Annotated in this window: 19 protein-coding genes; 12 read left to right on the top strand and 7 right to left on the bottom strand. The window is 71.5% G+C overall.

Going from position 1 to position 17,356, the window contains the following annotated elements; genetic code table 11:
- Window positions 1–142: 142 nt before the first annotated feature.
- Complete coding sequence (mce, locus tag ACIPRD_RS01625; protein ID WP_356405342.1) at window positions 143–583, bottom strand: methylmalonyl-CoA epimerase; 441 nt, start codon at window positions 581–583, stop codon at window positions 143–145.
- Between the two features lie 149 nt (window positions 584–732).
- Between mce and ACIPRD_RS01620 the strand changes: the two genes are divergently transcribed.
- The 3 genes from ACIPRD_RS01620 (at window position 733) to ACIPRD_RS01610 (ending at window position 4,650) form a co-directional block, all read left to right on the top strand.
- Window positions 733–1,941 carry an acetyl-CoA C-acetyltransferase gene (locus ACIPRD_RS01620; protein WP_401559035.1) on the top strand — a complete coding sequence of 403 codons (1,209 nt, stop codon included), beginning with the start codon at window positions 733–735 and terminating at the stop codon, window positions 1,939–1,941.
- Window positions 1,942–1,988: 47 nt separating this feature from the next.
- Window positions 1,989–2,945, top strand: a complete 957-nt coding sequence (gene meaB, locus ACIPRD_RS01615; RefSeq protein ID WP_356405338.1) for a methylmalonyl Co-A mutase-associated GTPase MeaB — start codon at window positions 1,989–1,991, stop codon at window positions 2,943–2,945.
- Window positions 2,946–3,441: 496 nt separating this feature from the next.
- Window positions 3,442–4,650 (top strand): MFS transporter, encoded by a 1,209-nt coding sequence (locus tag ACIPRD_RS01610; RefSeq protein WP_401559032.1) that lies wholly within the window; start codon window positions 3,442–3,444, stop codon window positions 4,648–4,650.
- A 159-nt stretch (window positions 4,651–4,809) separates the two neighbouring features.
- Here the strand turns inward: ACIPRD_RS01610 and ACIPRD_RS01605 are convergent, their stop codons facing one another.
- The 4 genes from ACIPRD_RS01605 to ACIPRD_RS01590 all read right to left on the bottom strand — a co-directional run bounded on the left by ACIPRD_RS01605 (window position 4,810) and on the right by ACIPRD_RS01590 (window position 7,465).
- Window positions 4,810–5,286, bottom strand: a complete 477-nt coding sequence (locus ACIPRD_RS01605; protein ID WP_356405334.1) for a MarR family transcriptional regulator — start codon at window positions 5,284–5,286, stop codon at window positions 4,810–4,812.
- Between the two features lie 91 nt (window positions 5,287–5,377).
- The gene (locus tag ACIPRD_RS01600) at window positions 5,378–6,184 is read right to left on the bottom strand and encodes an AIM24 family protein (protein ID WP_401559029.1); all 807 of its coding nucleotides are present in this window, start codon (window positions 6,182–6,184) and stop codon (window positions 5,378–5,380) included.
- Window positions 6,181–6,831, bottom strand: coding sequence for an AIM24 family protein (locus ACIPRD_RS01595; protein WP_356405330.1), 651 nt, complete (start codon window positions 6,829–6,831; stop codon window positions 6,181–6,183). The genes ACIPRD_RS01600 and ACIPRD_RS01595 overlap by 4 nt, the downstream gene beginning before the upstream one ends.
- Before the next feature lies 1 nt (window position 6,832).
- Entirely contained in the window at window positions 6,833–7,465 is a 633-nt protein-coding gene (locus ACIPRD_RS01590) for an AIM24 family protein (RefSeq protein WP_401560004.1), read from the bottom strand.
- A 221-nt stretch (window positions 7,466–7,686) separates the two neighbouring features.
- Here ACIPRD_RS01590 and ACIPRD_RS01585 point away from each other — a divergent pair, with 221 nt between their 5' ends.
- The 7 genes from ACIPRD_RS01585 to ACIPRD_RS01555 all read left to right on the top strand — a co-directional run bounded on the left by ACIPRD_RS01585 (window position 7,687) and on the right by ACIPRD_RS01555 (window position 12,789).
- A complete protein-coding gene (locus ACIPRD_RS01585) occupies window positions 7,687–8,031 on the top strand; it encodes a DUF3817 domain-containing protein (RefSeq protein ID WP_356405328.1) in 345 nt (114 codons plus the stop codon).
- Complete coding sequence (locus tag ACIPRD_RS01580; RefSeq protein ID WP_356405326.1) at window positions 8,028–8,321, top strand: MTH1187 family thiamine-binding protein; 294 nt, start codon at window positions 8,028–8,030, stop codon at window positions 8,319–8,321. The genes ACIPRD_RS01585 and ACIPRD_RS01580 overlap by 4 nt, the downstream gene beginning before the upstream one ends.
- Window positions 8,322–8,553: 232 nt before the next feature.
- On the top strand, window positions 8,554–9,324 hold the full coding sequence (locus ACIPRD_RS01575; protein ID WP_356405324.1) for a hypothetical protein: 771 nt from the start codon (window positions 8,554–8,556) through the stop codon (window positions 9,322–9,324).
- 38 nt (window positions 9,325–9,362) lie between these two features.
- Complete coding sequence (locus ACIPRD_RS01570; RefSeq protein WP_401559024.1) at window positions 9,363–10,064, top strand: TetR/AcrR family transcriptional regulator; 702 nt, start codon at window positions 9,363–9,365, stop codon at window positions 10,062–10,064.
- Between the two features lie 22 nt (window positions 10,065–10,086).
- Window positions 10,087–10,596: a MarR family winged helix-turn-helix transcriptional regulator gene (locus tag ACIPRD_RS01565; RefSeq protein WP_401559022.1), complete on the top strand. Its 510-nt coding sequence runs from the start codon at window positions 10,087–10,089 to the stop codon at window positions 10,594–10,596.
- Window positions 10,597–10,639: 43 nt separating this feature from the next.
- Window positions 10,640–10,978, top strand: coding sequence for a DUF3817 domain-containing protein (locus ACIPRD_RS01560; protein WP_401559019.1), 339 nt, complete (start codon window positions 10,640–10,642; stop codon window positions 10,976–10,978).
- Window positions 10,979–11,088: 110 nt separating this feature from the next.
- Window positions 11,089–12,789 (top strand): methylmalonyl-CoA mutase, encoded by a 1,701-nt coding sequence (locus ACIPRD_RS01555; protein ID WP_401559016.1) that lies wholly within the window; start codon window positions 11,089–11,091, stop codon window positions 12,787–12,789.
- 132 nt (window positions 12,790–12,921) lie between these two features.
- Here the strand turns inward: ACIPRD_RS01555 and ACIPRD_RS01550 are convergent, their stop codons facing one another.
- Complete coding sequence (locus ACIPRD_RS01550) at window positions 12,922–14,100, bottom strand: DUF3103 family protein (RefSeq protein ID WP_401559014.1); 1,179 nt, start codon at window positions 14,098–14,100, stop codon at window positions 12,922–12,924.
- Between the two features lie 183 nt (window positions 14,101–14,283).
- On the bottom strand, window positions 14,284–14,904 hold the full coding sequence (locus ACIPRD_RS01545; protein ID WP_356411685.1) for a TetR/AcrR family transcriptional regulator: 621 nt from the start codon (window positions 14,902–14,904) through the stop codon (window positions 14,284–14,286).
- 223 nt (window positions 14,905–15,127) lie between these two features.
- On the opposite strand from ACIPRD_RS01545, the gene ACIPRD_RS01540 reads away from it, so the two are divergent.
- Together ACIPRD_RS01540 and ACIPRD_RS01535 are read left to right on the top strand one after the other, a co-directional pair.
- Complete coding sequence (locus ACIPRD_RS01540) at window positions 15,128–16,099, top strand: tetratricopeptide repeat protein (protein ID WP_356411688.1); 972 nt, start codon at window positions 15,128–15,130, stop codon at window positions 16,097–16,099.
- A gap of 617 nt (window positions 16,100–16,716) precedes the next feature.
- Entirely contained in the window at window positions 16,717–17,355 is a 639-nt protein-coding gene (locus ACIPRD_RS01535) for a DUF6230 family protein (RefSeq protein WP_356411691.1), read from the top strand.
- The last annotated feature ends 1 nt before the right edge of the window (window position 17,356 follow it).

The raw sequence follows: 17,356 nt of genomic DNA, 5'->3' as shown, positions 1-17,356 counted from the left end.
CGGGGAATGGTGTCAGATCAACGACGGAGCATGGGCTGCTGCCCCCGACGCTCGTCCCCCGAAAATCCGGACCCCGGCATACGGCCGTCCCCCGACTGCGGAGACGACCGCCCCCAACCCTACCGGCCCTTATGTACGCCGGTCAGTGCTCAGGTGACTCAACTGGGGCCGAAGTGACCAGTTCTGTCAGGACTCCGTGGCAATCCTTCGGGTGCAGGAAAGTGATCCTCGACCCCATCGAACCGCGTCGGGGCTCGTCGTACAGCACGCGTACGCCCTTCTCGCGGATGTCCGAGGCGTCCTGGTCCACGTCCGCGGTGCCGAAGGCGATGTGATGTACGCCCTCTCCGTTCTTCGCCAGCCACTTGCCGACCGCGGAGTCCTCGCGGGTCGGTTCGAGCAGCTGGAGGTAGGAGGCGCCGCCGTCCGAGGTCTCGTTGATCTTGAGCATGGCCTCCCGCACACCCTGCTCCTCGTTGACCTCGGTGTGGAACACCTCGAAGCCGTAGGTCGCGCGGTAGAACTCGACGGTGGCGTCGAGGTCGTGACAGGCGATCCCGATGTGGTCGATTCGCGTCAGCATGGATTCAGTGCAGCGCTCCGCGGATGGTTACGCAACGTGCGCGCGATCACACCGTAAGGACGATGACGGCCTCGCGCACCGGTCAGTACATTCGAAGTAAACCCTCGTTCACTCCTCGGCTGTGCAGGCCGGTAAGGGGATCGCAGCTCATGTCTTCTGGAACTTCCGGTTCGACCAGCTCGGTGATCGTCGCGGGCGCGCGCACGCCCATGGGTCGGCTGCTGGGCTCGCTGAAGTCCTTCTCCGGGGCCGACCTCGGCGGCTTCGCGATCAAGGCAGCCCTCGACCGCGCCGGCATCGGCGGCGACCAGGTGCAGTACGTGATCATGGGGCAGGTGCTCCAGGCCGGCGCCGGCCAGATCCCGGCCCGCCAGGCCGCCGTCAAGGCGGGCATCCCGATGAGCGTCCCCGCGCTCACCATCAACAAGGTGTGCCTCTCCGGCCTCGACGCCATCGCGCTCGCCGACCAGCTCATCCGCGCGGGTGAGTTCGACATCGTCGTGGCCGGCGGCCAGGAGTCCATGACCAACGCCCCGCACCTGCTGCCCAAGTCCCGCGACGGCTACAAGTACGGCGCGGTGCAGATGCTCGACGCGATGGCGTACGACGGCCTGACCGACTCCTTCGAGGGCATCGCCATGGGCGAGTCGACGGAGAAGCACAACACCCGCCTCGGCATCCGGCGCCCCGAGCAGGACGAGATCGCCGCCCTCTCGCACCAGCGCGCCGCCGCCGCGCAGAAGAACGGCCTGTTCGAGGCCGAGATCACGCCGGTGGAGATCCCGCAGCGCAAGGGCGACCCGGTGCTGTTCAGCAAGGACGAGGGCATCCGCGGCGACACCACCGCGGAGTCCCTCGGCAAGCTGCGCCCGGCCTTCGCCAAGGACGGCACCATCACCGCCGGCTCCGCCTCCCAGATCTCCGACGGCGCCGCCGCCGTGGTCGTGATGAGCAAGGCCAAGGCCGAGGAGCTGGGCCTGGAGTGGCTCGCCGAGATCGGCGCCCACGGCAACGTGGCGGGCCCCGACAACTCGCTCCAGTCGCAGCCGTCCAACGCCATCCTGCACGCCCTGAAGAAGGAGGGCCTGGAGGTCGCCGACCTCGATCTCATCGAGATCAACGAGGCCTTCGCCGCGGTCGCCGTGCAGTCAATGAAGGACCTCGGCGTTTCCACGGAAAAGGTGAACGTCAACGGCGGCGCGATCGCGCTGGGTCACCCGATCGGCATGTCCGGCGCCCGTCTCGTGCTGCACTTGGCGCTGGAGCTCAAGCGGCGCGGCGGCGGTGTGGGCGCGGCCGCGCTGTGCGGCGGCGGCGGCCAGGGCGACGCGCTCGTGGTGCGGGTGCCGAAGGCCTGATCGTCCCTTGTACGTCGTTACGTCGGTGAAGTGAACGGAGCTGTGCGATGCAGGACGTCTCCTCTCTGGTGGCCCAGGCCAGGGAAGGCCGGCCCCGGGCCGTGGCCCGGCTCATCTCCCTGGTGGAGGGGGCGTCCCCGCAGCTCAGGGAGGTCATGGCGGCACTCGCCCCGCTGACCGGCAACGCCTATGTGGTCGGTCTGACCGGCTCCCCGGGCGTCGGCAAGTCCACCTCCACCTCCGCGCTCGTCACCGCGTACCGCAAGCAGGGCAGGAGGGTCGGCGTCCTGGCCGTCGACCCCTCCTCACCGTTCTCCGGCGGGGCACTGCTCGGCGACCGGGTCCGCATGTCGGACCACGCCTCCGACCCCGGCGTCTACATCCGCTCCATGGCGACCCGCGGCCACCTCGGCGGCCTCGCCTGGTCGGCCCCGCAGGCCATCCGTGTCCTGGACGCGGCGGGCTGCGACGTGATCCTGGTCGAGACGGTCGGCGTCGGGCAGTCGGAGGTGGAGATCGCCTCCCAGGCCGACACCTCCGTCGTCCTCCTCGCCCCCGGCATGGGCGACGGCATCCAGGCGGCCAAGGCCGGGATCCTGGAGATCGGCGACGTGTACGTCGTCAACAAGGCGGACCGGGACGGCGCCGACGCCACGGCCCGCGAGCTGAACCACATGCTCGGCCTCGGCGAGTCCCGCGGGCCCGGCGACTGGCGCCCGCCCATCGTCCGGACGGTCGCGTCCCGCGCCGAGGGCATCGACGAGGTCGTGGAGGCCCTGGAGAAGCACCGGGCCTGGATGGAGGAGCACGGCGTCCTCACCGAACGCCGCCGCGCCCGCGCCGCCCGCGAGGTCGAGACCATCGCCGTCACCGCGCTGCGCGAACGCATCGGCGACCTGCACGGCGACCGCCGCCTCAGCGCCCTCGCGGAACGCATCGTCTCCGGCGACCTGGACCCCTACCGCGCCGCCGACGAACTGGTGACCGGCCTGACCGAGAGCTGAGCCCCGCGGGCCCCGGCGCCCGAACGGCCCTCCGGACCCGTCCGGACGGCGGCCGGACCCCCGGGGCCCGGCTCCGGCGGGGCAGGCGCGGTACCCGTGTGCGGCGCCCTGTTCCGCTCCGGCAGGGGCTGTGCCGGCCGTGGGCCCGGAGTCCGTTCCGCCTGCGGCCCTGAGGGTGCCGTCCGGCCGGACGGCACCCTGACGGGGCGGGCGGAACGCCGCCCGGTCCCGTCCGGCACCCGCACCCGGCGCCCGCACCCGGCGGCCCTGTCGGCCGGCCTCCGGGCGTCGCCCGTGCGGCCGAGGCGGGACGCGCCCGGGGTAGGACGCCGAGGCGGGCCCGTGCCCTGGGCAACGCCGGGGCACCGCTGCTAAGTTGACCCGCATGTTCCTCCTCCTGGCATAGAGCGCGGACCCGCGCCGCGCGTCCGGCCCCTCGTCGGCCGGCGCGGCGCACACGTGTCCCCTCGTCCTGCCGCACGTGAGGAACCCGCCCATGTCCGCGCCCACTTCAGCGCGCGCCGCCCTGCCCGAACGCCCCTCGTACGCCGCCGTGCTGCGCGTCCCCCACGCGCGCCGGACCTTCGCCGCCGCTCTGAGCGCCCGGCTGTCCTACGGCATCGCCCCGCTCGCGGTGCTGCTGTCCGTCACCCGGGCCACCGGCTCGCTCGCCGTCTCCGGCGCCGTGATGAGCCTGTTCGGCGGCGCCATGGTGTTCCTGATGCCGGTGCGCGCGTCGCTGATCGACCGCCACGGCCCGCGCCGCGCCCTGCTCCCCATGGCCGCCTGCTACGGCCTCCTGCTGTGCGTCCTCACGGCCCTGGTCTGGCGGCCCGGGGCGCCGGCGCCGCTCATCGCCGGGGCCGCCGCCCTCGCGGGTGCCTGCGCGCCCCCGCTGGGACCCACCATGCGCGCCCTGTGGGCCGGACTCGTCGACGACCGGCATCTGCTGCGCCGCGCCTACAGCCTGGACGGCGTCGCCGAGGAGCTGATCTTCGTGTCCGGACCGGCGCTGGTGGGCGTGCTGGTGCGCTTCGCGCCCCCGGCGGCCGGCATCCCGCTCAGCGCGCTGCTGGTCGTCGCCGGAACCGGCGCCTTCGTCATGTCCCCGGCGCTGGCCGGCGTGCGTCCCGGGAGCCGCCGGGAAGGGCGCGGGCCCCTGCGCGGCATGCTGCCCCCGGTCGTGGTGGCCGCCGGCGTGGGGCTGGCGCTCAGCGGGGTGGAACTGCTGGTGATGGCGTTCATGGCCGCGCGCTCCTACGACACCGCCCTGGTGCCGTGGGTGCTGGGAGCGCTCTCCGCGGGCAGCGCGGTGGGCGGCCTCGTCAACGGCGCCGTCGACTGGCGTGGCTCCGCCCGCACCCGGCTGGCCTGGTTCGCGGCCGGTCTGGGGCTGGTCGTCGCCGCGGCGGGACTCGCGCCCGGCGTGTGGACGTTGACGGCGGCCATGGGCTGTGCGGGTGCCTTCGTCGCCCCCGCGCTGACGACGGCTTATCTGCTGGCCGACGAGACGGCGGGGGAGGGCTCCCGGACCCGTGCCGGGGCCTGGGTGAACATGGCCGTGAACGCGGGGAACTCGGGCGGCGCCATGGTGGCGGGGCTGCTGATCGGCGCCCTGCCGCTCGCGGTGTGCTTCCTGCTGGCGGGCGGGGTGGCCCTGGTGGCCGCGCTGCTCGCGGGCCCGCGCCGCCGCCGCACCGCCTGAACCGACCCCCGCGTCAGGCCCTCGGCGTTCGCTCCCGCCGCACCGCCTGACTGGTCCCCTGCGTCCGGGCCCCTGCCTCCTGGGGCCGATGCCCGGGGGCCGGCGGCAGCCCCGGGCTTCCGGGCCGGACCCGGGATCCAGGTGGCTGCCGCCGCCGGCTCAGGGGCGGCCGCGCTGTCCCCGCAGGTGCTCGGCGATCGGCTTGAGCGACTTGTCCAGTTCTATGAGGGCCTCGGGCGTCAGCAGGTCCATGAAGTGCCGGCGCACGGATGCCACGTGGTGCGGCGCGACCTTCTTCATCGTCTCCAGACCGTGCTCGGTCAGTACGGCGTACAGACCTCGGCGGTCCGACTCGCAGTTCTCGCGCCGCACGAGATCGGCGTTCTCCATCCGGGTGATCTGATGGGAGAGCCGGCTCTTGGACTGGAGGGTGGCGGAGGCGAGGTCGCTCATCCGCATCCGCACGTCGTCCGACTCGGACAGATTGACGAGGATCTCGTAGTCGTTCATCGTCAGCCCGAACGGCTGCAGATCCTTTTCGAGCTGGTACGTCAACAGCCTGTTGACCTCCAGGTGGGTGCGCCAGGCGCACTGCTCCGCATCGGTCAGCCAGCGCGTGGCCGTCTCGGTCTCCATGAATGAAGTCTACCTAAGAAGTTGAATGACGAACTACTTCGGGTGGTGTGACGTGCGCACGCGTTCGACGTCACACTCCGCAGACTACCGCTCACAGCCCGAAGCGACGCTGGAGGTCCCCCAGCTGTCCGGGAAGGCGCGGTACCCCCGGCTGCTGTGCAGCGTGCCCGGTCGGAGCCGTTCCGCCGCCTCCCGGTACCCCCGGCTCGGCCGGCACCGCACCCGTGGCCTGCTCGGCCATGAGGGTCTCGCTCGACTGGAGCAGGACCGTCCCGGCGCCCACGAACTCGAACTGGTGCTCCTCCCCGGAGGCCCCGCCCAGACCCGTCATCGCACGTAGACCGCCCATCACGCCCGTCATGTAGCCGTGGTCGTAGTGATGGCACGGCGAGGGGCAGTCGGCCCATCCGACCAGCGCCTGCGGGTCCACCCGGATCGGCGGTTCCATGAACACCACCGGCCCGTTCGAGGCGGCGACGAACTTTCCGGTTCCGATGAGTGTCAGAAAGCCCGGCACGATCGACTGTTTGAGCGCGAGACTTGGCTGAAAAGCGAGCAGATTGCCCGAGCGAATGGTCAGGTTGCCGTCGTCCAGGTCATACGAGTTCACGTCGAAGGCCCGGTCGGCGAGCAGCATGCGGCCTGAGCCCTCCGCCACGACCCAGTCGCTCGCGTGCAGTGGCGAATGGAACGAGGTCCGGACCAGACGGTCCAGCCGGCCGTGTCCGACGCCGTTGAACTCGATCGCCCCGTAGTAGGCGATCATCTTCCCTTTCTGTAGAAACCACTGCCCGCCCTTGAGCTCCACGCAGAACGTGTACTTGTTCACGTTGTCGTCGACGGGCAGGGTCGACGGGTCCCACACCACGGGGCCGCCGGGGGTTCCGTACGCGCTCACAGCTTCTCCTCCGACGCCTGGACGTACACCGTGCCGCTGCCGCTCAGCTCCAGCTGGAACGCCTCGCCGGAGCCCCGGCCCACCATGTCGCGCCAGCCGAGCGCGGTGGACAGCTTGTTGCGGAGGTCGCCGTGATGGGCCACGTAGGCCTGCGGGTCGACGTGGACCGGGCGCTGCGGGGTGACCGGCAGCTCGAAGACACCGCCGTGGGCCATCACGGCCACCGAGCCGTGCCCCTGGAGGGTGGTGGTGAACAGGCCCTGCCCGGTGACCTGGCCGCGCACCATGCCCATCACGCCGCCCTGCGAGCCCATGAACATCGTGCCCTGCCGGAGGGTGCCCTCGAAGGCGAGCAGGCGGTCGGCCTCGACGTACAGGGTGTCGCCGGTGAGACCGATGACCTGCACGTGATGGCCGCCGTGCCCGAAGTAGACCGTGCCGCTGCCCTCCACGGTCATCAGCGGGGCCGCCTCGCCGGCCACCCGCCGCCCGATCATGGACATCAGGCCGCCCTGGCCGCCCTGGAGGCTGGGGGTGAAGGACACGTCCCCCTTGTAGGCGAGCATCGCCCCGCGCTGGCTGAACAGCCGCTGCCCCGGCAGCACGGTCGCCTCGACCATCTTGGAGTTGATCTCCCGGAAGCTCATCTCACAGATCCCCCGCGATCGTGTTCCGCTCGCTGGGCTGCACGTACACCAGCCCGTCGCCCTCGAAGCGGATCTGGAAGGCCTCGCCGCCGCCCTCCCCGAAGAGGGTGCGGAAGGTCACGCCGGACTGGAAGGACTGCCGTACGTTCCCCTGGTGGGCGATGTAGGCGCCCGGGTCGACGGTCAGCGGGTGCTGCGGGCTGACCCGCAGCACCACCGCGGGGCCGTCCGAGACGATCGCCGCCTGGCCGTGCCCCTCGACGGTCGTGGTGAACAGCCCGTTGCCCTGCGAGGCGCCGCGCAGTCCCGTGAAGGTCGTGCCCGTTCTGAGCCCGGCGTCGGTCGCCAGGAGGTTGCTCGACTCGACGTAGAGCGTGTCGCCGCGCAGGCCGACCAGATTGATCTCGGACGCCCGGTCCGCGAACCAGCAGGTCCCGTGTCCTTTCACCTCCATCACCGTCATCTGTTCGCCGGTGAGCCGCCGGGTCACCATCCCGCGCAGCCCCTCGCCGCCGCCGCTCAGCTTCTTGAAGGCCATCTGCCCGTCGTACGCGACCATCGAGCCGTTCTTCGCCTTCACGGCGTCCCCGGTCATGTCGACGGCGAGCACCTTGCTGCCCTGGAGTCGGAACATCGCCACGCTGTGAAAGTAGCGGCCCGCCGGGTGGAGGGAACAGGGCCCACGGGTGGAGCGCGACCCTGAGCGCACCCCTAGGGGCGCCGTTTGCCACAATGGGGGACGCTTGTGCTTCCGTTCACAAAACGGATCATGGAGCAGATCAGACGTGATCAGAGCATTCGAAAGCCGATCACGAAGCGACCGCGCGCTCAGCGACTCCCCACCGAAGGTGAACCGTGGACCTCAAGACTGCATCCGCCATCCGACGCCTGCGACTGGTCTCGGCGCCGGAGGCCGTGTCCTTCATCGTCCTGCTCGTCTGCTCGGTGCTGAAGCGGACCACGGACTTCAACGCGGTGCCCGTGATGGGCATGGTCCACGGCGTGCTGTTCGTCCTGTACGTGCTCTTCTGGGCGGACGCCTGGAACCGTGCGAAGTGGAGCTTCGGCACCGCCGCCCTCTACTTCGTCCTCTCCGTCCTGCCCACCGGCGGCTTCTTCGCCGAGCGCAGGCTGCGCCGCGAGTCCGAGAACGCCGTCGCCGCCGCCCGTGCCGGCCAGGAAGGGACAGTGAACGCGTGATCGTCGCCTTCTCCGTGACGCCCCTGGGTGTCGGCGAGGACGTCGGGGAGTACGTCGCCGACGCCGTCCGCGTGGTCCGCGAGTCCGGCCTGCCCCACCGCACGGACGCCATGTTCACCTCGATCGAGGGGGAGTGGGACGAGGTCATGGACGTCGTCCGGCGTGCCGTGGCCGCCGTGGAGGCCCGCGCCCCGCGCGTCTCGCTCGTCCTCAAGGCCGACATCCGGCCCGGCGTGACCGACGGACTCACCTCCAAGGTCGAGACCGTCGAACGCCACCTCGCCCGCTAGCCGCACGCCACCTCGCGCGCTAGCCGCCCGGCGCCTGCGCGCCGACCGCACGGCGTCCGCGCCCCCGGCCGCGCGCCGGCGGCGGACGCGCGGTCAACCAGCCCGCACCCCGGTCCTCTTGGGCCGGGGTTTTTTCCGTCCCCGCTGTTTGAGGCTCCGTTCGACGCGGTGTACGTTCCCTCAGGATGTCTTGAGCGGTTGCTCAAACATGAGCCTGACGTGGGGGAACACCATGGGTCTCTACATAGAGACGCGTATCCGCGCCGACCTGGACGACCTCTGGGCGCACACCCAGGACCCCGCCCGGCAGCAGCGCTGGGACCTGCGGTTCACCCGGCTCACCCACCTCCCGCGCGCGGAGGGCGAACCCCAGCGCTTCCGCTACGCCGTCCGGGTGCTGCCGTTCCTCACCCTGACCGGCACCGGGGTCACCGCCGGCGACCGGGAACACCCCGACGGCACCCGCACCTCCGCGCTCCGCCTCGCCTGCCCCCATCCGCTCTCCCCGCTCGCCGAGAGCAGCGGCTACTGGAGCTGCGTGTCCGACGCCCACGGCGTGCAGTTCCTCGCCGCCTACGACCACCGCCCCCGCTGGGGCGCCGCGGGCACCGTCGCCGACCGCCTGCTCGTCCGGCCCCTCATGGGCTGGGCCACCGCCTGGTCCTTCGACCGGCTGCGGCTGTGGCTGGAGCGGGGCATCACCCCCGAACGCGCCCTGGCCAACTGGCTGGCCGAACTGGCCGTCCGCTCCCTGATCGTCACCGTGTGCCTGGCCGGACTCGGCCGCGGGCCCTTCCTGCGCGCCTTCGGCCCGCTCACGGCGGCCGTCGCCTACCTCTGCCCGCTGCTGCTGATGCTTCTCCTCTCCCTGGCCCTCTTCAAGGCCCCCTTCGCCTCCACCCCGGCCGCCCGCCGCTGTCTGCGCACCCCCGTCATCCAGACCGGCGTACCGTGCGTCCTGCGCACCCTGGAGCGTCCGGTTCGGGAGGAGGCGCGCACATGAGCGCGGAGCGGAGACCGGGGACGGCGAGGAGCGAGCCCGTGCGGGCCGAGACCGCCAAGTCCCAGGAGACCAAGACCAAGCTGCTGGAGGGTGCCCTGCGGGTGCTGACCGAGCAGGGCATCGCCAAGACGTCCGGCCGTACGGTCGCCGCCGTCGCCGGCGTCAACCAGGCGCTCGTCTTCTACCACTTCGGTTCGGTGGACGAGCTGCTCGCCGCGGCCTGCCGGTACGGCGCCGAGCAGGCCGTGGCCCGCCACCGCGCCCGGCTCGCCGCCGTCGGCTCCCTGTCCGAGCTCCTCGCCGCCGGGCGCGAGATACACGAGCAGGAGCGCGCCGAGGGTCATGTGGCCCTGCTCGGCCAGCTGCTCGCCGGTGCCTCCACCCATCCCGGTCTCGGCCCCGCCACGACGGCCGGACTCGACCTGTGGATCGCCGAGATCGAGCAGGTGCTGCGCCGGGTGCTCGCCGGGACCCGGTTCGAGGAGTTCACCGACCCCGCCGGACTCGCCCGCGCGGTCGCCGCGTCCTTCGTCGGCATCGAGCTGTACGACGGCGTCGACCGGGCCGGGGCGCACGCGGCCCTGGACGCCCTGGAGCAGCTCGGCGCGGTCGCGGCGGCCCTGGAGGAGCTGGGTCCGGTCGCGCAGCGCGCGGTCCGCCTGCACCTGCGCCGTTCCGGCGGCCGCCCGGCGCGGCCGCCGGGTGACCGAAGAACGAGACGGGAGCCCCCGGGCATATGACCGGCCGGTAGGGTCTGGAGACGTGCCCAAGCCTCTCGGACTTCCCTTCGACCCCATCGCCCGTGCCGACGAGCTGTGGAAGCAGCGCTGGGGAGGCGTGCCCTCGATGGCCGCCATCACCTCGATCATGCGGGCGCAGCAGATCCTGCTGGCCGAGGTGGACGCGGTGGTCAAGCCGTACGGACTGACGTTCGCGCGCTACGAGGCGCTGGTGCTGCTCACCTTCTCCAAGACCGGCGCGCTGCCGATGTCCAAGATCGGCGAGCGGCTGATGGTGCACCCGACGTCGGTGACGAACACCGTGGACCGGCTGGTCAGGTCCGGTCTGGTGGCCAAGCAGCCGAACCCCAAGGACGGCCGCGGCACCCTCGCCGTGATCACCAACAAGGGGCGCGAGGTGGTCGACGACGCGACCCGCGACCTGATGGCCATGGACTTCGGGCTCGGGGTGTACGACGCGGAGGAGTGCGCGGAGATCTTCGCGATGCTGCGGCCGCTGCGGGTGGCGGCACACGACTTCGACGAGAAGTGACCCGGGGCAAGATCTCCCGGAACGGGTGGTTACGCTCGTCGGCATGAAAAAGAGCGTGCTGACCCGCTACCGGGTCCTGGCCTACCTCACCGGCGTCCTGCTGGTCCTCCTGTGCCTGGGCATGATCGCGAAGTACGGCCTCCACATCGACGGTGCCGCCGACTTCACCCGGGTCGTCGCCATCGCCCACGGCTGGCTGTACGTCGTCTACCTCGTCTTCGCCTTCGACCTGGGCTCCAAGGCCAGGTGGAAGGTCGGCAAGCAGCTGTGGGTGCTGCTGGCCGGCACGATCCCCACCGCCGCGTTCTTCGTCGAGCGGAAGATCAGCCGCGAGCTGGACGCCCGCGTCGAGGGCGCCGCGCCCGCCGTCGCGAAGGCCTAGGGGGCGAAGGCCCGGATTCCACCAGCGGAGGCCCGCCTCCACCGCCGTACGGGTGTCGTACGGCGGTTGCCCATCGACATTTACTAGGACGTCCAAGTAAATTCAGGGGTATGGACGCTCACGCCATCGAGGAAGGCCGCCGGCGCTGGCAGGCCCGCTACGACTCCGCGCGCAAGCGCGACGCCGACTTCAGCACGCTGTCCGGCGATCCCGTGGAGCCGGTGTACGGGCCCCGGCCGGGTGACACGTACGAGGGATTCGAGCGGATCGGCTGGCCGGGCGAGTACCCCTACACGCGCGGGCTCCACCCGACCGGCTACCGCGGCCGCACCTGGACCATCCGCCAGTTCGCCGGCTTCGGCAACGCCGAGCAGACCAACGAGCGCTACAAGATGATCCTCGCCGCCGGCGGCGGAGGCCTGTCCGTGGCCTTCGACATGCCGACGCTGATGGGGCGCGACTCCGACGACCCCCGCTCGCTCGGCGAGGTCGGCCACTGCGGTGTGGCCATCGACTCGGCCGCCGACATGGAGGTCCTGTTCAAGGACATCCCGCTCGGCGACGTCACGACCTCGATGACGATCAGCGGCCCCGCCGTCCCCGTCTTCTGCATGTACCTGGTCGCCGCCGAGCGCCAGGGCGTGGACCCCGCGGTCCTGAACGGCACGCTCCAGACCGACATCTTCAAGGAGTACATCGCCCAGAAGGAGTGGCTCTTCCAGCCCGAGCCGCACCTGCGCCTGATCGGCGACCTCATGGAGTACTGCGCGGCGGGCATTCCGGCCTACAAGCCGCTGTCGGTCTCCGGCTACCACATCCGCGAGGCGGGCTCGACGGCCGCGCAGGAGCTGGCGTACACGCTCGCGGACGGCTTCGGCTACGTCGAGCTGGGCCTGTCGCGCGGTCTCGACGTGGACGTGTTCGCGCCGGGGCTCAGCTTCTTCTTCGACGCGCACCTCGACTTCTTCGAGGAGATCGCCAAGTTCCGCGCGGCCCGGCGGATCTGGGCCCGCTGGATGCGGGATGTGTACGGCGCGAAGAGCGAGAAGGCGCAGTGGCTGCGGTTCCACACGCAGACCGCCGGGGTGTCGCTGACCGCGCAGCAGCCGTACAACAACGTGGTGCGCACCGCGGTGGAGGCGTTGGCCGCGGTGCTCGGCGGGACGAACTCGCTGCACACCAACGCCCTGGACGAGACGCTGGCGCTGCCCAGCGAGCAGGCGGCCGAGATCGCGCTGCGCACCCAGCAGGTGCTGATGGAGGAGACCGGGGTCGCCAACGTGGCCGACCCGCTGGGCGGTTCCTGGTTCGTCGAGCAGCTGACGGACCGGATCGAGGCGGACGCGGAGAAGATCTTCGAGCAGATCAAGGAGCGCGGGCTGCGGGCGCACCCCGACGGGCGCCACCCGATCGGGCCCGTCACCTCCGGGATCCTGCGCGGGATCGAGGACGGCTGGTTCACCGGCGAGATCGCGGAGTCCGCGTTCCGCTACCAGCGGTCGCTGGAGAAGGGCGAGAAGCGCGTCGTCGGCGTCAACGTCCACACCGGCTCGGTCACCGGGGACCTGGAGATCCTGCGGGTCAGCCACGAGGTCGAGCGGGAGCAGGTCCGGACACTGGCCGGGCGCAAGGCGGCCCGGGACGAGCGGGCCGTGCGCACGGCGCTGGACGAGATGCTGGCGGCCGCCCGGTCGGGCGCGAACATGATCGGGCCGATGCTCGACGCCGTACGCGCCGAGGCGACCCTCGGGGAGATCTGCGGGGTGCTGCGGGACGAGTGGGGCGTCTACACGGAGCCCGCCGGCTTCTGACCGCCGCCGGACCCGCCGCACAGCACGGGGGCCCGCCGGAACGGATGTCCGTTCCGGCGGGCCCCCGCCGTTCGCGCCGGGCGGCGGCGCCCCCGTTCCCGGCGGTGCCGCCGCGCCGCTGTGCGCCGTGCGTCAGAACTGCGAGACCCAGTACGGCTCGACGGTCATCCAGCCGTTGTTGCGGGCGCCGTGGAGGGTGCCGTTGCTGCCCTGGGCCAGGGTGTACCAGGAGTCGACGTAGTCCGGGTCGTCGGTCCACCACGAGGTGGGGATGGCGTTGAGGACCGCGTCCACCAGCGGGATGTAGGTGCCCTGGTCGGTGATGGTGAGCAGGGCACCGGCGATGGCCACGGCGAGGTCGTGGTAGTTGGTGCTGCCGTCGTCCTCCATCATCACCGCGTCGGCCAGGTCGTACTTGTAGTTCGACCAGTTCACCAGGATCTGGTTGGGCCGGTAGACCGTGCCGTCGTTGTCGAGCCACGGCATGTCGACGGGGTCGACGCGGACGGCGCCGTCCTGGCCGAAGCCGGTGACGAGGGTGTAGATCTCGGCGTCGCCCTTGACCCAGGGCTCCTCGTCGTCGGAGAGCTCGACGGCGTCGATCTTCGTGGTCCAGAAGCCCCCGCTCGCCGCGGCCGCCCGGCCGGCGGCCGCGCTGTTCACGGTGGCGGGCGCCGACGAGCGCACGCCCTTCTTGACCAGCTCCCCGCGCAGGACGTCCAGACCGGCGGACAGCGCCTTGGAGCTGTCGATGTCGACGACGTACACCGGGCGGGCGGGTGCCTCGCGGGCGTCCAGGGTGTGGGCGCGGCCGTGGCTGTCGTACGCGGTGACCGTGCGCGTGGCGTCGTCCGAGGCGGCCGCGGCGACCCAGGGCGCGGTGCCCGCGGTCAGCGCGCCGCGCATGGAGCGGTCGCCGAGCCGCAGCCGGAGCAGCGGGCCCACCTTGGAGTCCAGGCCCTTGGCGCCGGCGATCGCGCGGTCGGCGGCGGCGAGCGGGGACGCCAGGCCGGGGTTCGCCCGTGCGGCGAGCGCGGTGACGGCCACGTCGCCGGACTTCAGGGCGGCGGTGCGCAGCCGGGCGCGCCAGGCGCCGTCGCCGAGCGAGCGGGCTATCGCCCGGGCGGCGCGGTCCTGGGCGCCGGTGACCGCCGCCGCGGTGGCGGAGGTGTGGTGCGCGGTGCGGGCCGGTGCGGCGGGGGCGGCGCCGGCCGTGGGGGCGGCGGCCAGGGTCTGGGCCGCGGACAGGGCGAGCAGGGCGGCGGCAGTGGCGGTCAGCGTGACACGGCGGCGGGGGTGACGAGGTCTCACGGGGATCGATCCCTCCGGATACGAGTGGTCAGTGGGGAGGTGACGCACTGTCAGGGGGTGGTGCCGAGTGGGACGGGTGAATCCGGAACCACATCTATGCGAGTAGATTCCGCAGCACATGGTGACCTGGACATGCCAGGTGCGCAAGACCTCCGTACCCCGGACGTCGTTCCTGTGGTGCCGTCAGCCCTCCGCCGCCGCCAGTCCGTTCAGCAGCACCGAGACGAAACGCCGTACCCACTCCTCGTCCGCGGGTTCCGCGCTCACCAGCGTGCGGTGCACCACGGCCCCCGCCACGATGTCGAAGATGAGGTCGATCGCGCGGGCCGCCGCCTCCGGATCGGACTCCGCGGGCAGCTCGCCGCGCTTCTGCGCGCGTCTGCGGCCCGCGACGACGAGGCACTTCTGGCGCTCCACGATCGAGTCGCGGATGCGCTCGCGCAGGGAGTCGTCGCGGGTGGACTCCGTGACCACCGCCATCAGGCCGCTCCGGGCCTCCGGGCGGGCCAGGATGGCCGCGAACTGGAGCACCACGCCCTCGATGTCGGCGCCCAGGCTGCCGCGGTCGGGGAGTTCCAGTTCGTCGAAGAGCTCGGCGACCGCGTCCACCACCAGCTCGTGCTTGCCGGCCCAGCGGCGGTACAGCGTCGTCTTCGCCACCCCGGCCCGCGTCGCCACGTCGCCGAGGGTGAGCCCCGACCACCCCAGCTCCACCAGCGCCTGGCGGGTGGCGGCCAGGATCGCGGCGTCCGCCGCGGCGCTGCGCGGACGTCCGGTACGGCTGGCTGGGGTGCGGCTCTGCATTCCCCGACCTTAACCGGCGGGTAGCAAAGCGTCGTGAGGGAGATCACCGGAAACAGGTGCCGCCGGAGCGGGTCCTGGCATTACGCTACGACTCGTAGCGAAAGCTCGTGAGGGACGTACACGGGCTGGCGGACACCGGCGTGGGGTGGGGACCACACGCCATGTGCACCGCCGGAACACATCGCTTTTTCATTCACGCGCGGGTACGGGGGAGGATAGACCCATGCAGCCACGGAACATGTCCATGAGCGGCGTCGTCGACCTCGCCGCGGTGAAGGCGGCCCAGGAGGCCAAGGCCAAGGCCGAGCAGGTGCGCGCCGAGACCGCCCGGCACGGCGGCACGGGGGCCATCTCCCCGGCCGATCTCGTCATCGACGTCGATGAGGCGGACTTCGAGAGGGACGTCCTCCAGCGCTCCGCCGAAGTCCCCGTCGTCATCGACTTCTGGGCCGAGTGGTGCCAGCCCTGCAAGCAGCTCAGCCCGGTGCTGGAGCGGCTGGCGGTCGAGTACGACGGGCGCTTCCTCCTCGCCAAGATCGACGTCGACGCCAACCAGATGCTGATGCAGCAGTTCGGCGTCCAGGGGATTCCCGCCGTCTTCGCCGTCGTCGCCGGGCAGGCGCTCCCCCTCTTCCAGGGGGCGGCCGGCGAACAGCAGATCCGGGAGACCCTGGACCAGCTGGTCCAGGTCGCCGAGGAGCGGTTCGGCCTGACCGGTCTGACCGTCGACCCGGAGGCCGAGCCCGGCGGTGCCGCGCGCGAAGAGGTCCAGGAGGGCCCCCACGACGCCCTGCTGGAAGCCGCCGTGCAGGCGCTCGACGCGGGCGACCTGGGCGGCGCGGTCCAGGCCTACCGGAACGTGCTGAGCGACGACCCGGGCAACACGGAGGCCAAGCTCGGCCTCGCGCAGGCCGAGTTGCTCCAGCGCGTGCAGCACATGGACCCGCAGCAGGTGCGCCGGGACGCCGCCGAGAGGCCGGGCGACGCCGAGGCGCAGATCGCGGCGGCCGACCTGGATCTGGTGGGCGGTCATGTCGACGACGCCTTCGGGCGGTTGATCGAGACCGTGACCCGCACCGCGGGCGACGACCGGGACACCGTGCGGCGCCGGCTGCTGGAGATGTTCGAGGTCGTGGGACCCGAGGACCCGCGCGTGGTCGGTGCCCGCCGGGCGCTGGCACGGGCGCTGTTCTGACCAGTCGGTAAACCCCCGGGCTCGTGATGCCAGGGTGAAAGATCTGCCGACGGAGCGTCAGGGTGGCCGCACTTTGCCAAATCTTGGTAATCGTGCGTGCTGTTACTCGGAGTAAGTCGCAGCCGTTGATCTGTCTGGATTCGTCCAGGGATCAACGGCTTTGCTCTGCCCCTCGATGGCACCGAGCGTGGCACTACGGGATCCCAGAGTCGTTGTTCGGTTATCCGGCCGTTACTAGCCGGTAATGAACCCCCTTGTGTCTCGGCCGAGAATGCACCACGATCGGCCACGCTCGGTCCCTTCCCGTCCCCGGCATCCGGCCGGGTCGCGGGAGCATCAGGGGTCCCCACCGAGCAGAGCCGACGGCAGTGGCGCCGGCTCTGGGACAGGGGGGTCTTCGCCTCACCGGCGGAGCCTGTCCGCAAGGTTGTGCGTGATGCGTGTCAGGCGCGACCAGTGGTTGTCGCTCGGGGGTGATCGCCGGTGATGCGGGCGCGTTTCGCGCCGGCGCGGGCGCTCTCCTTCCCGAGGACGTAGCACTTCTCCCATCCCTGCCCGCCGAGCCGCCGAACGGGGCCGGCCCGGGCCAGGAGATGTACGTCCGAGAAGGAGGAAATATGGAGTCCCAGGTGCGTGGCGGGACCAGATGGAAGCGCTTCGCTGTGGTCATGGTGCCCAGCGTCGCCGCTACGGCCGCGATAGGTGTCGCCCTCGCGCAGGGCGCTCTCGCAGCTTCGTTCAGCGTTTCGGGTCAGTCGTTCAAGGTGCGTGCCGACAAGCTCGTCGGTGACGGCTTCGAACAGTACGGTGCCATCGACAGCGGCTACACCATGGACGGCAAGAAGACCGCTCACCCGGTCGCCGTCTCGGCGTTCTCGCACGCCGAGATCACCAACCTGTGCCAGTCCGTGGTCACCCCGGACGTGCCGGGCTTCGGTTCCATCAGCCTGATTCTGAAGGCCGGCGGGGCGGGGCACGACGCGGTTCAGGCCGACCGCATCTACATCGACGTGGCCGACCTCGACGCCGACGCGACGTTCAACAACATCGACATCGGTGTTGCCGCCAAGGACGCCGCCAAGGGTCCGGGCATGAAGGGCGGGTCCGAGCAGGCCAACCCCTTCGGGTTCGCGCAGCAGGCCGACAAGGCCACGCTGGTCAACGTGAAGCAGACGGCGTGGGCGACCACCGCCGGAACCTTCAAGCTGAGCGGGCTGCACATGTCGCTGTCGACCGATGGCGCGGAGTGCTACTAAG

Source organism: Streptomyces sp. NPDC090108, from assembly GCF_044747185.1.
Classification (GTDB): Bacteria; Actinomycetota; Actinomycetes; order Streptomycetales; family Streptomycetaceae; genus Streptomyces.
This window is presented reverse-complemented; position numbering and strand designations above follow the sequence as displayed.

What these genes read in the sequence shown, in the direction of transcription:
- ACIPRD_RS01610 (WP_401559032.1), top strand. Translation starts at nt 3,442, where the DNA reads ATGTCCGCGCCCACTTCAGCGCGCGCCGCCCTGCCCGAACGCCCCTCG.
- mce (WP_356405342.1), bottom strand. Translation starts at nt 583, where the DNA reads ATGCTGACGCGAATCGACCACATCGGGATCGCCTGTCACGACCTCGAC.
- ACIPRD_RS01620 (WP_401559035.1), top strand. Translation starts at nt 733, where the DNA reads ATGTCTTCTGGAACTTCCGGTTCGACCAGCTCGGTGATCGTCGCGGGC.
- ACIPRD_RS01595 (WP_356405330.1), bottom strand. Translation starts at nt 6,831, where the DNA reads ATGAGCTTCCGGGAGATCAACTCCAAGATGGTCGAGGCGACCGTGCTG.
- ACIPRD_RS01575 (WP_356405324.1), top strand. Translation starts at nt 8,554, where the DNA reads ATGGGTCTCTACATAGAGACGCGTATCCGCGCCGACCTGGACGACCTC.
- ACIPRD_RS01560 (WP_401559019.1), top strand. Translation starts at nt 10,640, where the DNA reads ATGAAAAAGAGCGTGCTGACCCGCTACCGGGTCCTGGCCTACCTCACC.
- ACIPRD_RS01590 (WP_401560004.1), bottom strand. Translation starts at nt 7,465, where the DNA reads ATGTTCCGACTCCAGGGCAGCAAGGTGCTCGCCGTCGACATGACCGGG.
- ACIPRD_RS01545 (WP_356411685.1), bottom strand. Translation starts at nt 14,904, where the DNA reads ATGCAGAGCCGCACCCCAGCCAGCCGTACCGGACGTCCGCGCAGCGCC.
- ACIPRD_RS01535 (WP_356411691.1), top strand. Translation starts at nt 16,717, where the DNA reads ATGGAGTCCCAGGTGCGTGGCGGGACCAGATGGAAGCGCTTCGCTGTG.
- meaB (WP_356405338.1), top strand. Translation starts at nt 1,989, where the DNA reads ATGCAGGACGTCTCCTCTCTGGTGGCCCAGGCCAGGGAAGGCCGGCCC.
- ACIPRD_RS01555 (WP_401559016.1), top strand. Translation starts at nt 11,089, where the DNA reads ATGGACGCTCACGCCATCGAGGAAGGCCGCCGGCGCTGGCAGGCCCGC.
- ACIPRD_RS01540 (WP_356411688.1), top strand. Translation starts at nt 15,128, where the DNA reads ATGCAGCCACGGAACATGTCCATGAGCGGCGTCGTCGACCTCGCCGCG.
- ACIPRD_RS01605 (WP_356405334.1), bottom strand. Translation starts at nt 5,286, where the DNA reads ATGGAGACCGAGACGGCCACGCGCTGGCTGACCGATGCGGAGCAGTGC.